Origin of the sequence: Bradyrhizobium sp. SZCCHNR1098 (genome assembly GCF_032489375.1) — a bacterium.
Lineage (GTDB): Bacteria > Pseudomonadota > Alphaproteobacteria > Rhizobiales > Xanthobacteraceae > Bradyrhizobium.
Window position 1 is genome coordinate 907468 of record NZ_JAUEXY010000001.1, and the last position, 13383, is coordinate 920850.

At 64.1% G+C, this 13383-nt stretch carries 14 protein-coding genes and 1 tRNA gene; 8 read left to right on the plus strand and 7 right to left on the minus strand.

Annotated features, from left to right (window positions below; genetic code table 11):
* Positions 1-243: 243 nt before the first annotated feature.
* Together QX135_RS04190 and lipA are read right to left on the minus strand one after the other, a co-directional pair.
* Entirely contained in the window at positions 244-717 is a 474-nt protein-coding gene (locus QX135_RS04190) for a type II toxin-antitoxin system RatA family toxin (RefSeq protein ID WP_315738024.1), read from the minus strand.
* 10 nt (positions 718-727) lie between these two features.
* Positions 728-1687: a lipoyl synthase gene (gene lipA, locus QX135_RS04195; protein WP_316233959.1), complete on the minus strand. Its 960-nt coding sequence runs from the start codon at positions 1685-1687 to the stop codon at positions 728-730.
* 135 nt (positions 1688-1822) lie between these two features.
* Between lipA and QX135_RS04200 the strand changes: the two genes are divergently transcribed.
* Positions 1823-2446 (plus strand): DNA-3-methyladenine glycosylase, encoded by a 624-nt coding sequence (locus tag QX135_RS04200; RefSeq protein WP_316233960.1) that lies wholly within the window; start codon positions 1823-1825, stop codon positions 2444-2446.
* Between the two features lie 108 nt (positions 2447-2554).
* Here QX135_RS04200 and QX135_RS04205 read toward each other — a convergent pair whose 3' ends face one another.
* From QX135_RS04205 to QX135_RS04225, 5 genes are all read right to left on the minus strand, one after another.
* Positions 2555-5419, minus strand: coding sequence for a valine--tRNA ligase (locus QX135_RS04205; protein ID WP_316178178.1), 2865 nt, complete (start codon positions 5417-5419; stop codon positions 2555-2557).
* Positions 5420-5728: 309 nt separating this feature from the next.
* Positions 5729-6487 (minus strand): DUF2497 domain-containing protein, encoded by a 759-nt coding sequence (locus QX135_RS04210; RefSeq protein WP_315757518.1) that lies wholly within the window; start codon positions 6485-6487, stop codon positions 5729-5731.
* Positions 6488-6866: 379 nt separating this feature from the next.
* A complete protein-coding gene (locus QX135_RS04215) occupies positions 6867-8252 on the minus strand; it encodes a TolC family outer membrane protein (protein ID WP_315774804.1) in 1386 nt (461 codons plus the stop codon).
* Between the two features lie 282 nt (positions 8253-8534).
* Positions 8535-9200: a protein-L-isoaspartate O-methyltransferase family protein gene (locus tag QX135_RS04220; protein ID WP_315774805.1), complete on the minus strand. Its 666-nt coding sequence runs from the start codon at positions 9198-9200 to the stop codon at positions 8535-8537.
* A 132-nt stretch (positions 9201-9332) separates the two neighbouring features.
* Positions 9333-9518 (minus strand): hypothetical protein, encoded by a 186-nt coding sequence (locus QX135_RS04225; protein ID WP_315774806.1) that lies wholly within the window; start codon positions 9516-9518, stop codon positions 9333-9335.
* A 257-nt stretch (positions 9519-9775) separates the two neighbouring features.
* Between QX135_RS04225 and QX135_RS04230 the strand changes: the two genes are divergently transcribed.
* The 7 genes from QX135_RS04230 to QX135_RS04260 form a co-directional block, all read left to right on the plus strand.
* Positions 9776-9850, plus strand: a tRNA-Asn gene (locus tag QX135_RS04230).
* A gap of 186 nt (positions 9851-10036) precedes the next feature.
* Positions 10037-10540 carry an NUDIX domain-containing protein gene (locus QX135_RS04235; RefSeq protein WP_316178175.1) on the plus strand — a complete coding sequence of 168 codons (504 nt, stop codon included), beginning with the start codon at positions 10037-10039 and terminating at the stop codon, positions 10538-10540.
* Positions 10541-10555: 15 nt separating this feature from the next.
* Positions 10556-11401 (plus strand): EamA family transporter, encoded by an 846-nt coding sequence (locus QX135_RS04240; protein ID WP_316178173.1) that lies wholly within the window; start codon positions 10556-10558, stop codon positions 11399-11401.
* Positions 11402-11622: 221 nt separating this feature from the next.
* The gene (locus QX135_RS04245) at positions 11623-12087 is read left to right on the plus strand and encodes a response regulator (protein ID WP_315797443.1); all 465 of its coding nucleotides are present in this window, start codon (positions 11623-11625) and stop codon (positions 12085-12087) included.
* Positions 12065-12469: a response regulator gene (locus QX135_RS04250; RefSeq protein ID WP_316178170.1), complete on the plus strand. Its 405-nt coding sequence runs from the start codon at positions 12065-12067 to the stop codon at positions 12467-12469. Before QX135_RS04245 ends, QX135_RS04250 begins: the two co-directional genes overlap by 23 nt.
* 371 nt (positions 12470-12840) lie before the next feature.
* A complete protein-coding gene (locus QX135_RS04255) occupies positions 12841-13020 on the plus strand; it encodes a hypothetical protein (protein WP_315711867.1) in 180 nt (59 codons plus the stop codon).
* A gap of 156 nt (positions 13021-13176) precedes the next feature.
* Positions 13177-13383 (plus strand): hypothetical protein (locus QX135_RS04260; RefSeq protein ID WP_316233961.1); only part of this gene is annotated, 207 nt, incomplete at its 3' end.

Sequence of the window (13383 nt, forward strand, 5' to 3'; positions counted from 1 at the left end):
ACTCGGAACGCGCGGGGTGAGATGACGAGGAGCGTCCTCACGCTGTCGTCCCGGGCAAGCCAGAGCGTCGCGGAGGCGCCGACCCGGGACCCATACTCCGCGGCGGCTATGGTGAGACGAGACCGGAACTTCGCGGGTGCCGCCACACCGCATCCTGTGGCCATGGATCCCCGCGTCCGCGGGGATGACAGCTGAGGTTGGGGCGCCGGCCGTGGTCTACCATCGGCAGGGATTGGCAAGGACTTACGTCGACGACACCGCCGGCTTGCGGCCGTAGATCGCATCGGCGCGCTTTTCGAACGCCGCCGACATGCGCGCGAAGATGGTGTCGAACATCGAGCCCATCAGCATCGCCAGCATGCGGCTCTTGAACTCGTAGGCGATGAAGAACGTCACCTCGCAGGCGCCCTGCTCGCGCGGCTCAAAGCTCCAGCGGTTCTCCAGGCTGGAGAACGGCCCGCTGACATATTCGACCAGGATGTTGCGCTTGGCCCGATCCAGCGTAACCCGGCTGGTGAAGGTCTCCTTCACCAGCTTGAACGACACCGTCATGTCGGCGACGACGACCTCGGTGCCATCGGGCTTCTGGCTACGCTGGCGCACCACCAGCTTCTCGCACAGCGGCACGAATTCGGGATAGCGCTCGACATCGGCGACGAGGTCGAACATCTGCTCGGCCGTATGCGCGACGCGGCGCTTGTTGGAAAATCTCGGCATCTGGTCTCGATCAGCGCGCGATGGCGGCGCGCGCGGCCTTCAGCTTGGCGAAGTCCTCGCCGGCATGGTGCGAGGAGCGCGTGAGCGGGCTCGCCGACACCATCAGGAAGCCCTTGGTATAGGCGACGGTCTCGTAGCCGGAGAATTCCTCCGGCGTGACGAAGCGCATCACGGCGTGGTGCTTCCTGGTCGGCTGCAGATACTGGCCGATGGTGAGGAAATCGACCTCCGCCGAGCGCAGGTCGTCCATCACCTGCAGCACCTCGTGGCGCTCCTCGCCCAGGCCGACCATGATGCCGGACTTGGTGAAGATGGTCGGATCGATCTCCTTGACCCGCTGCAGCAGCCGGATCGAGTGAAAGTAGCGCGCGCCGGGACGGACCGAGAGGTAGCGCGACGGCACGGTCTCGAGATTGTGGTTGAAGACGTCGGGCTTGGCGGCGACGACCTGCTCCAGCGCGCCGTCCTTGCGCAGGAAGTCGGGCGTCAGCACCTCGATCGTGGTGGTCGGACATTTCGCGCGGATGGCACGGATGGTCGCGGCGATATGGCCGGCTCCGCCGTCGGCGAGATCGTCGCGGTCGACCGAGGTGACGACGACGTGGGCCAGGCCGAGCTTGAAGGTCGCCTCCGCCACATGCTCGGGCTCGCCGGCGTCGAGCGCCTGAGGCAGACCGGTCTTGACGTTGCAGAAGGCGCAGGCCCGCGTGCAGGTGTCGCCCATGATCATGAAGGTGGCGTGCTTCTTGTCCCAGCACTCGCCGATGTTCGGGCAGCCGGCCTCCTCGCAGACGGTGACGAGGCCGTTCTCGCGCACGATGTTGCGGGTGTCGGCATAGCCGCGGGTGGTCGGCGCCTTGACCCGGATCCAGGCAGGCTTGGCCGGCGAGATCGAGTCCGGCCGGTTCGCCTTTTCGGGGTGGCGGGGGCGCAGCGGCGTGTTCGCGTTGATGTCGACGATGGTGACCATGGGATTCGCACAAACCTCTGTTGCGCCCTAGCTATTCCGTGCCGCGGCGCGCCGCAACCGGCTGGCCGACGATACCAGGGCATGGCAGATATGGGCAGCGCGGAACAGCGCTCATCACGGCGGATTTCCTCAAGAATGGCGCAAAAACCGGCAAAAGCCCCCGGGGTTTCACGGCCCCGGCGGCATGGCGCGGCCAAACGGCTGACGCGGGCGTTCTTCGCCCGCGAGGTGCTCGCGGTGGCGCCGGAGCTGATCGGGGCGACCTTTCTGGTCGACGGCGTCGGCGGAACCATCGTCGAGGTCGAGGCCTATCATCACACCGACCCGGCGGCGCATTCGTTCCGGGGCCCGACGCCGCGCAACCAGGTGATGTTCGGCCCGCCCGGTTTCGCCTATGTCTACCGCTCCTACGGCATTCACTGGTGCATGAACTTTGTCTGCGAGGTGGAGGGCTCGGCGAGCGCGGTCCTGATCCGCGCGATCGAGCCGACGTTCGGGATCGACGAGATGCGGCAGCGGCGCGGGCTGGAGGATGTCAGGACACTGTGCTCGGGGCCGGGCAAGCTGACCGAGGCGATGGGGATCACGATCGCGCATAATGGCCTGGCGCTGGATGCTCTACCGATCGAGCTGTTCGCCCGACCGGGAGATGTCGAGGTCGTCACCGGCGTGCGCATCGGCATCACCAAGGCCGTCGATCTGCCCTGGCGGTTCGGACTGAAGGGCTCGCGGTTTTTGAGCAAGCCGTTCGCGCGCTAAGCCCATGGCAGTCATTCCGGGATGGTCCGAAGCACCAGACCCGGAATCTCGAGATTCCGGGTTCGATGCTTCGCATCGCCCCGGAATGGCGAAGGAGAGAGAACTACATCACGCGCCCTGAAGCCGCGACAACGCGTCTTGGAGCTTGGCCTTGCGGGCCAGTGCCGCCTCGCGCTTCTCCTTCTCCTCCTCGACGAGTTCCTCGGGCGCGTTGGCGACGAACTTCTCGTTACCGAGCTTCTTGTCGACGCGCTCGATGTCGGCCTCGGCCTTGGCGATCTCCTTGCCCAGGCGGGTGCGCTCGGCGGCGAGATCGACCACGCCCTTGAGCGGCAGCGCCGCGACCTCGCCGCGCACGACGAGCTGGGCGGAGCCTTCGGGCGCCGTATCGGCGAAGGAGATGTCGGAGAGACGCGCAAGGCGCTTGATCACCTCGCTCCAGCGCGGCGCGCGCTCCCTCGTCTCGGCGGAGGCAGCGACGAGCGCGAGCGTCATCAGAGTCGCCGGCGGGATGTTCATCTCGGCGCGGACCGAGCGGATGGACGTGACGAGATCGACCACCCAGCCGATCTCGGCCTCGGCGGCCTCGTCCTTGAAGCTGGCGGCGTCGAACGAGACCAGCAGCGGCGGCACCAGGGGATCGCCGAAGCTGGCGGCCGACAGCGCGGCGATCTCGGCGACCGTCGGCCTGTCGGTGCGGTGTGGCCAGGGTGACAGGGTCAGCAGACTGTCGCGCTTGGCGGTCGACTCCCAAAGAGCCTCGGTGATGAAGGGCATGAACGGATGCAGGAGCTTGAGGATCTCGTCGCGCGCCCAGGCGACCATGGCGCGGGTCTCGGCTTTGGCCGGGCCGTCCTCGCCGAGCAACGTCGGCTTGGAGAGCTCGACATACCAGTCGCAATAGACGTCCCAGACGAAGCGGTAGATCGCATTGGCCGCGTCGTTGAAGCGATACGCCTCCAGCGCCTCGGTGACCTCGCGCGTCGCGGCGGCGGCCTCGTGGGCGATCCAGCGGTTCAGCGTCTCCTTCGCAGCGGCCGGATCGAAGCCGTCCGGCACGGTGCAGCCGTTCATCTCGGCGAAGCGGCTGGCGTTCCAGAGCTTGTTGGCGAACTTGCGGTAGCCGTCGACGCGCTGGGTCGACAGCTTGATGTCGCGGCCCTGCGCCGCCATCGCGGCCAGCGTGAAGCGCAGCGCGTCGGCGCCGTGCTCGTCGATCAGCGCGAGCGGATCGATGACGTTGCCTTTCGACTTCGACATCTTGGCGCCCTTCTCGTCACGGACGAGCGCATGGATGTAGACGGTCGAGAACGGCACCTCCTTCATGAAGTGGATGCCCATCATCATCATGCGGGCGACCCAGAAGAAGATGATGTCGAAGCCAGTGACCAGCACGTTGGTCGGGTAGTAGCGCTTCACCTCCGGCGTGGCGTCGGGCCAGCCGAGCGTCGAGAACGGCCACAGCGCCGAGGAGAACCAGGTGTCGAGCACGTCCTCGTCACGTGTGATGAAGCCGTCGCGCTTGTTGCGGTCGAGCGCCATCTCGCGGCCCTGCTCCGCCGTGATGACCTCCTGCTCGACGTAGTAGCCGAGTGCGTTGGACACCGCCTCTTCCTCGGTCTCGGCGACGAACACCTTGCCGTCGGGCCCGTACCAGGCCGGGATCTGGTGGCCCCACCACAGCTGGCGCGAGATGCACCACGGCTGGATGTTCTCCATCCAGTCGAAATAGGTCTTCTCCCAGTTGCGTGGCACGAACGTCGTCGCGCCCGACCTGACGGCTGCGATCGCCGGCTGCGCCAGGGTCTTTGCGTCGACGTACCACTGGTCCGTGAGGTACGGCTCGATGACGACACCGGAGCGGTCGCCATGCGGCACCATGTGCGTGTTCGGCTCGACGCGCTCGAGGAAGCCGAAGGACTCCAGCCGCTCCAGGATCTTCTTGCGCGCAGCAAAACGCTCGATGCCGTGGAACTCCCTGGCAAACTCCTCGGAGCCCTCAGGCAAGCCGCGCAGATAGTCCTCGTTGTCGACCAGCGCGATGCAGCCTTCGCGATCGAGAATGCTGATCTGCGGCAGGCCGTGGCGGCGGCCGACCTCGAAATCGTTGAAGTCGTGCGCCGGCGTGATCTTGACTGCGCCGGTGCCCTTCTCAGGATCGGAATAGGTATCGGCGACGATCGGGATCTCACGGCCGACCAGCGGCAGGATCACGCGCTTGCCGACGAGATGCTGATAGCGCTCATCGTCCGGATGCACCGCGACCCCGCTGTCGCCGAGCATGGTCTCGGGACGCGTGGTGGCGACCACGATGAAGCTCGTGGGATCCTCGGGGCTGAACGTCGTGCCCTCGATCGGATAGCGCAGGTACCAGAGATTGCCCTTGACCTCGATCTGCTGCACCTCGAGGTCGGAGATCGCGGTCAGGAGCTTCGGGTCCCAGTTGACCAGCCGTTTGTCCTTGTAGATCAGGCCGGCGCGGTGCAACTCGACGAACACCTTCACGACGGCCTTGGACAGGCCCTCGTCCATGGTGAAGCGCTCGCGGCCCCAGTCGCAGGAGGCGCCGAGGCGCTTGAGCTGGTTGATGATGGTGCCGCCGCTCTCGTCCTTCCACTGCCAGACGCGCGCGAGAAACTTTTCGCGGCCCATCTCGCGGCGGCCGGGCTGCTGGCGCTCCATCAGCTGACGCTCGACCACCATCTGGGTCGCGATGCCCGCATGGTCGGTGCCCGGCTGCCACAGCACGTCGCGGCCGCGCATGCGCTCGAAACGGCACAGGATGTCCTGCAGCGTGTTGTTGAGCGCGTGCCCCATGTGCAGCGAGCCGGTCACGTTCGGCGGCGGGATCACGATGGTGAAGGGATCCGCATTGCGCCGATCGGGGCGACCAGCGGAGAACGCGCGGGCATCCTCCCAGACCAGGGACATGCGACCTTCGAGATCGGTGGGCTGATAATTCTTATCGATCATGGCATTTCCAGCGGCGCGGGGCCGGCTGTCCAATTCGGGATGTCGCGGAACTCGTCCGGGCCTTTTGTGACACGACCTGAAGAAGCTCGCGCAAGCTGTTGGTGCTTGGGCTGTTTTCGGACTGATGCCCGACCGCGGACCGCGCTCCCGGAAGAGCCCTCTCGATCCGTCCGGCAGGGATCAGCTTGACAGGGCTAGAAAGCCGCCGCGGCGCGCCAAGTCAACAGCAGCGGCGAACATTGACGGATAGCGTCTACCGCCCGCCGCGGCTCACTCCAGAACGGAACGGGAGATCGTGCCGTCTTGGCGTCAGCGGCCGCGCGAGACGCGCTCGATCTCCGCCTTGACGATGCGCTCCACCAGGGCCGGAAGATTGTCATCCAGCCACGATTTCAGCATCGGACGCAGCATCTCCTTGACGAGGTCCTCGAGCGTCCGGGCGTTGTTGCTCAGCACCGTATTGGCCAGCGCGTTGAACGCCGATTCGACGGCGTTCACCGTCGATGGGGCCAGGATCGGCTGCTTCGGCGTGACTTGCTCGAACGCGGACTCGAAGCTGGCAGCCTTCTGATTGAGCCGCCCGGCCTCGATGAACTCGATATCGTCCCGCGGATCCACCTTTCGGAAGGATGCCGCGGCGGGGGCTGGCGCTGGAGCGGGAGTCGGTGGGGCCACTGCCATGTCGTCCGTCAACTCGAGTACTTCAGGTTCGGGATCGGGCTCGGGTGCTACCGGCCGAACCTCTGCGACTGGAGTCGTTTCATCCAAACCCGCCAGCAATGCGTCAATGTCGTCCTGGTTGTTGCTCGCGGCGGCCGCAGGCGCTGGCGGCGGTGCGGGAGGTGGAGGTGCGGGCTTGGCGGGAGCCGCAGCGGCGATCTTCGAAGGTGGGATGTCGTTCATCGCCGACTTCGCTGCCGGGGCCGCCGGCTTCTCGGCCTTGACCGGCTCCGGCGCGGCGGCCTTGTCTGCCGCCGGCGGCTTACCCTCGTCGTCGGCAATGATACGCCGGATCGACGCCAGAATCTCCTCCATGGAGGGTTCTTGGACCTTCGCAGGCTGCGTCATTTCCGACTCCAAATCAGCAACGCTGCCGTACGAACCGGCTCAGCGCAAAAGTCCCGGGCGCCGGCCCCAAGTGGCTTGGACTTCTCAACGGACATGCCAACTTGTCTCCGGACAAGGCCTGATCGATGCAAAACAACAGAACGATACTGCCCATGTCGGAGTCTATTCTTGGAAGAACTTCCGACGCAGTCCGAATCGTTCGGCGGCCATTTTGAGGCTATGTCATGGCAACAAATGAATGCAAGCAACGCCGGCCGCGAACCCGGTGGAGCACGGAGGTCGCCTGTCAAGCGTCGCCCATTCGTCACAACCACAGCATGTGCCACAAAAAAATCCCCCGGCCAAGGACCGAGGGATCAGGGTCGATATTAAGAATGTACTAATGACCATCCGGCGTCCGTACACCCGCCCAGTTATCCCGGACCTGCTGGTAGTGCACGCTGGGATCGTAGGTGGTGGTCGGCAGGTTCAGCACCTGCGGTGACAGCCGCCCCACGGTCTGAAGCACCGTATAGGATGCCACCACGCGGTCATGCTGGGCGTTCACCAGCGAATTCCGCGCGTTGACCAGCGCCTGCTGAGCGTTGAGCACGTCGAGGGTGGTGCGCTGCCCGGCCTTGGCCTCTTCGCGGACACCATTGAGGGCGATCTCGGAGGCTGAGACCTGGGCCTGTGCCGACTGCACCTGTGCCTTGCCCGCGAGCAGCTTGCCCCAGGCAGATACCACGTCGGAGCGAGCCTGATCGCGGGTCTGCTCCAGGACCAGACGCTGCTGCGCCAGCGACTCCTTGGACTGACGAATCAGCGAATATTCCGCCCCTCCGTTGTAGATTGGGACGGTCAGCGATGCGACAGCCGACGCGTTGAATCCACGATAGGACTGCAGGCTCGACTCGTAGCTTTGCTGAGCTTGAGCCTGGAGGTTTACGGTCGGCAGCAGCGCACCTTCTTTGATTTTCGTCTCAAGATACTGGACGTCGATGCCATACATCGCCGAGGTCACGCTCGGGTTTTCCGTCAGGGCCGTTTCGACCGACTGCTGGAGGGTCGGCGGCAAGTAACGGTCGACAGGAGAGCCCGGCGCCAAGTTCTGGGGATCGTTGCCGATGATGCGGCGGAAGTTCGAGCGGGTCGCCGTTAGTTGGGCCTCTGCTGTGAGCTGCTGCGTGCGGCCGGCGGCGAGCTGAGCCTCGGATTGTGCGACGTCGGTGCGGGTGACCTCGCCGACGTTGAACCGATCGCGGGTCTGCTTGAGCGTCTGCTCCAGCACCCGCGTGTTGCTGCGCTGGACCTCGACGATCGCCGCATCGCGCAGATAGTCCATATAGATCGTGGCCGCCGCTAGCAGCACCTGCTGCTCAAGAATGCGGAGAGCCTCGCGCTGCGCCGACACGCTCGCTTCAGCCTTGCGTACGCCGTTTGCCGTCTGCTGACCGTTGTAGAGCGTCTGGTTGACCGTCAGCCCGACGCTCCGCGGCCTCTGCACGCCGTGGCCGGCTGGAGTTGCGGGTGCGGTCTGGACGTCCTGATATTGAATGCCCGCCGTCGCGTTCAGACTGACCTTCGGCCGATATCCCGAGAGCGCCTGCGGGACGCCTTCGTCGACCGCACGAGCCTGGGCCCGCGACGCGTTCAGTTGCGGGTTGTTCTGATAGGCACGCACCAGCGCAGCCTCGATCGTGTCGGCCAGCGCAGGCGTCGGGCCTGCACAAGCCATCACGAGGACCGCAGCCGCCGCTGCGGTGACGAGCTTCACCCCAAACATCCCTGTTCCATTCATTTGTTACCGGCTCGAACGCCAGAGCCGGGCCGTAACCTGTTGAAGAGACTCCCGCGCACCTCGCACCTTATTCCCCATGCATGCGCAACGGAACTACCCAAGCCTGGAACCTGTGCTGAAAACTGTCAACGTGCAGCATCCGGGCCACACTTCTGATTTAAAACAGAATTTCGCCCGCCAGAGGGCGCGAAAACGACGCAGCAAACCCTGCTCGCCACGGGATGGCCCGCCAGTTCAGAGAAGCCGCGAAGAACTTCGTTGGGCGATTTAAAACACGAATTCCGGGAGCTGTTCGAGACCGGGAATGACCGGTGCCGCGGCATCGAACAGGACCCTGCTGCCGATATCACCATGCGATCGCGTAAAGATCATGGCGCGGGCGGGACGTACGGTGGCGAAGACACCGACCAGGCGGCCGCCCTCCTTCAATTGACGGCAAAGACCGTCGACAGTGACCTCGGTGGCCCCATTGAGGAGAATCACGTCGAAGCGGCCGTCCGCCGGATCACCCTGCGCGGCCGGCGCGACCCGAATCGTGACCGGGCAGCCATCGACGGCGGCAAGCAGCTGCTTGGCGCGCCCTTCGACCGCAGAATCGACCTCGGTCGCCGTCACGCTGCCCGCAAGTCGGGCGGCCAGCGCGGCGAGATAGCCCGTCGCACATCCAACCACGAGCACGCTGTCGGTTGGCTTGATCTCGGCAGCCTGCAGCAGCTTTCCGGTCAGCATCGGCTTGATCAGATACCGCTTGGCAGAAGCGGATTCGGAGACGTCGAGATCCAAGTCGAGATAGGCCAGCGCCTGCCGATCTGCGGGAACGTAGGCTTCCCGCGGCACGGTCAACAACGCATCCAGCACGCGGTGATCGGTGACGTCGCTGGTCCGAACCTGACCATCGACCATTTTCTGGCGCGCCGTCGCGAATGAAGACATGAGCAGACCTGCAAGCAAAGCGGATGGACCGCGGACGATCTGCGCAATCTTTTGGTACAAGGTCCCCGAAAAGGCAACATGCGGGTTTGAACGGATCCGCTGGGAAGCCGCGTCTGCGAGGGCGGTCGCCGGCTACTCGATCACCACGGCGAGTCGTCCGAGCAACTGAACGATCTCGTCAATATGTTCGGAATCACCGCGCGTCACCATGTCGGCCAGCCGCGTGAGGCATTCGTCGTCGCTGAGACGCTCGACCTGGTCGGGAATCAACGAGGGCGCGGAGACTGCTTCAGCGAATGGGATGACGGTGTTTGGCATCTACGACACTCCATGACCGCGGGCACTGGCCGGTTCCAGCAAACTATCGGGGCCGGTTTGCTCCCCTCCAAGTGAATTTCCTGTCATCGAACTGTGGGCGACCGCTGCCCAGCAAGCGTTCAAAATCAATATAACCATCTGAAATTTCGGTATTTTGTTCCTGAACCCGCAATCGTCGCAAAGATGCGATTTCGTTCTATGCAAGGCGAAACGGCTTTGTTATACGCAGCCGCATTCGCGAACATTGCTTCGCCTGTTCCTCGGTAGCTCAGCGGTAGAGCATTCGACTGTTAATCGAATGGTCGCTGGTTCGAATCCAGCCCGGGGAGCCATTCTGGCCATGCCGAATGGTTCTTTATCCTCACATTCCCTCTTTCTTGTGACGCTGGGCACCCGCCGATTCGCGGCGAACGCGCGCCCTCCTGACCGTCATCTGGCTGGGCGGCGTGGCTGTCCGCCTTGACGGCGCATGGGGCGTCGGGCAAGCGGGGCGGATCTCTTGCAAGTGGCGACCAGCGATGCCGATTTCCGATCATCTGAGAGCCGTCCGCAACAAGATCGGCCATGATCTGTTGGCGACCACGGCAGTTTCCATCTCCGTGTTCGACGACCAAGGACGCATTCTGCTCGGACGCGACGCGGAGACGGGCCTCTGGACGTTGCCTGGCGGCGCCATCGATCCGAATGAGCACCCAGCCGACGCGGCCACCCGCGAATGCTTCGAGGAGACCGGACTGGTGGTCCGGCCAAAACGTCTGCTCGGGGTGTTCGGCGGCCCGGAGTTCCTCATCCGCTATCCCAACGGTGATCTGACCTACTATACGGTCATCGCGTTCGAGGCCGTCATCGAAGGCGGCGCGCTTGCGCCCGACGGCGAGGAGATGGCGAGCCTGCGATTTGTCGATCGCGCGGAATGGGAACAGCTCGCGGTGTCGCCATCGAGCCGAATCATCTCGCGGCAGGCGCTCCAGTACGACCCCGTCCCCTACTTCGCTGCCGCGAGCTGGCGGCCCGAGAGCTGATCCGGACCCAAGACGTTGGATCCTGTCGCCGCAAGCCTCATGCTGATGGCCGGTCTGCTTCACGCGACTTGGCATGCCATCGTCAAGACCGGCAGCAGCCTCTCTCTCCTGGCTGGCATGGGGCTGGTGAGCAGCATCCTGATCCTGCCCTTCATGTTTCTCGTTCCCGTTCCGGCCCCCTCGACCTGGCCGCTCATCGTCGCTTCGCTCGTCTTGCACGCAGGCTACAAAGCGAGCCTCGCAACGGCCTACCGCTCGGCCGAGCTTGGACGCTCCTACCCGATCGCGCGCGGCGCCGTTCCGCTGTTCGCAACGCTGTTTGCCTCGCTGGGTCTACAGCAACCGCCACGGAGCGGGCAGTTGATCGGGATTGCCGTCATCGTCCTCGGCATCACCGGCCTGGCGCGCGACCGCATCCACGGTCCCGTCGATCGCCGTGCGTTCTGGGCTGCGATCTGCGCCGCCGCACTGGTCGCGGGTTATTCGGTCGTCGATGCGGCAGGCACCCGGCAGACCGAAGGCTGGGCTTCGTTCACGGTCTGGATGATCGTGCTCGACAGTGTCGCGTTCTTCCTCGTCGCGATGATGCTGCGAGGGCCTGCGCTGGTGTGGGAGATCCGCGACGCCTGGATTCCGGTGCTGATCGCAGGAACCCTGGGGCTGGCGTCATTCGTGGTATTCCTTTGGGCCTTGAGCCGCAATCCGATCGCCAATGTGGTGGCCTTTCGCGAATGCAGCGTCTTGTTTGCGACGCTGATCGGCGTGCTGTTCTTGAAGGAGCGTGCGACGCCGCGGCGGCTCTGCTGCGCCGCACTGATCGCAGCCGGGCTGGTCGCCATCGCCTTGCTCAAGCCGGGCTGAGCTTCTCCAAATTGCCAAAGCGATTGGTCCGGAAAGCATGGTTCCATCTTCGTCGCTTGGTGCACAACATACGCCGGCCCGCGGCCGGGAAGTTCCGTAAAACTCCTCGTTGCAGAATCGTAACAACTAATTCAGTGTTAACCACTTTGTCATTTTCGAGCTTCAACCCATTGTCCTTGTAGCGTGAGAGTCCTTCAGTCCCGCTGATACTGAGGTGGCCCATGCCTACTGTCCTCATTATTGACGATGACTATGCTACGCGCGCTGCGCTGGAAGCATCATTGAAGAAGAAGCGGTTCTGCGTGTTTCTCGCGCCGGACGGTCCGACGGGCATTCGATTGATCGGCAGCGTGTCCTTCGATGCCGTCGTGATCGACATGTTCATGCCGGGTATGGATGGGATCGCAACCATTCGTGAGCTCATCAAGATCGATCCCACGGTGCCGTTCATCGCGATCTCCGGCTACGCATTCACCGACAAGAAACAGGGCGCTCCGGACTTCCTCGGTATGGCAATCAAGCTCGGAGCGACGGCAGCGTTGCAGAAGCCGTTCGACATCCGCGATCTGCTCGAAGCGGTCGATCGTTCGATCGAGGTGCGTCAACGACTTCTGACCGAGGCGCGGCACGTGGCTCCTCGCTCACATCTGTCAGGAAGGCCTCATGATGAACATCCTGGTCGTTGATGACGAAGTCGGCGTTTGCTGTGTCATCCAGCACCTTCTGGTTCGCGAGGGCTACGCGGTCACTGCCGTCACCGACGGTCGGCTGGCGATGGATGCGGTGACCCGCGGTGACTTCGCCGCGGCTCTGATCGATCTCAACCTGGCCGACGTGGACGGCAACGACGTGATCCGGGCTGCACGCGCGGCTCGGCCCACGATGCCGATCGTGATGATGTCGGGCGTGGTGCTGGAATCAGGACGCGGGACGGCTGATTTGCTCGGCCCCTCGGCCAGAGTGGTCGGCCTTCATCGTTTGGCGAAGCCGTTCAAGCCGAAAGACCTGTCGCAGCTGATGCGTGACATTCTGGCGCAGGACACCGAACCTCTCGCCGTCGCGGTCTGACCGCCAGCGATTCGGTCGCACGCGTCGAGCCGGACGTTTGGAGCGGATCGCCTCTTCGACCTTTGCCGGAGAAGCAGCCTGCGACTCGCGGCGGCCATGTCGATCTCTTGCTCACGGTCGGCTGCAGGCCGGCTCGTCGTCGCTGTACGGCATCACCTGGCGCACAGGGAGACGGGTCAAGGGGAGACGAGAAGTCTCGAGGGGTGTGAGCCTGTTCACACCGGAACAGCGCGGACCGCGGTACCTTTTGGAACGACGGGCACCGGTAACGATTAGGTCCTTTGCGCCCGATCGTTAGAATTTGAGCGATCCGCTCAATTTGAACCAAATGGAATTTTGCCATCGTGGCTCGCAGTTTGCGCGAGGGCAAGATGAGCGAAGCCGAATACGAGCTGTTGATGGACGTAGTGAGAACGGCTATTGCGCCCGAGACCGAGACCGATTCCATGGCCCGCTTGTTTTCGATCCTGCATTTCCCCACGGCAGCCAACGACAACCAGGGCGCCTGGCCGCTGATCCCGTTTCCAGACGGCTGGTTCGCGGCCTGCTGACGCGCGATCTTCTGTCGCCATGCAGGCCAGGCGATCGGCACGTCTTGGCCGGAACACTGCTGCGGTCTTCGTTTCCTGGAATGGCGACGGCCGAGGCCGCCGCCATTCAGATCACCGGCGCTACTTCCTGACTGCGAACACCCAGACGACGCCGCCTTGCGGGACGTTGTCTTCGAGACCGATGTTGCCTTTCGAGAGCGCATCCTGGATGCGCTGCGCGTCGACGCCCCAGCCGGACTGCACGGCGATGTACTGGGTGCCATCGACCTCATAGGCGACCTGACCCTTTTTAGAATATCCCGCTCGGCCTTCAATTTGGCGACCTCACGGCGCAACCGCTCGATCTCCTGCTGCTCAGGCTTC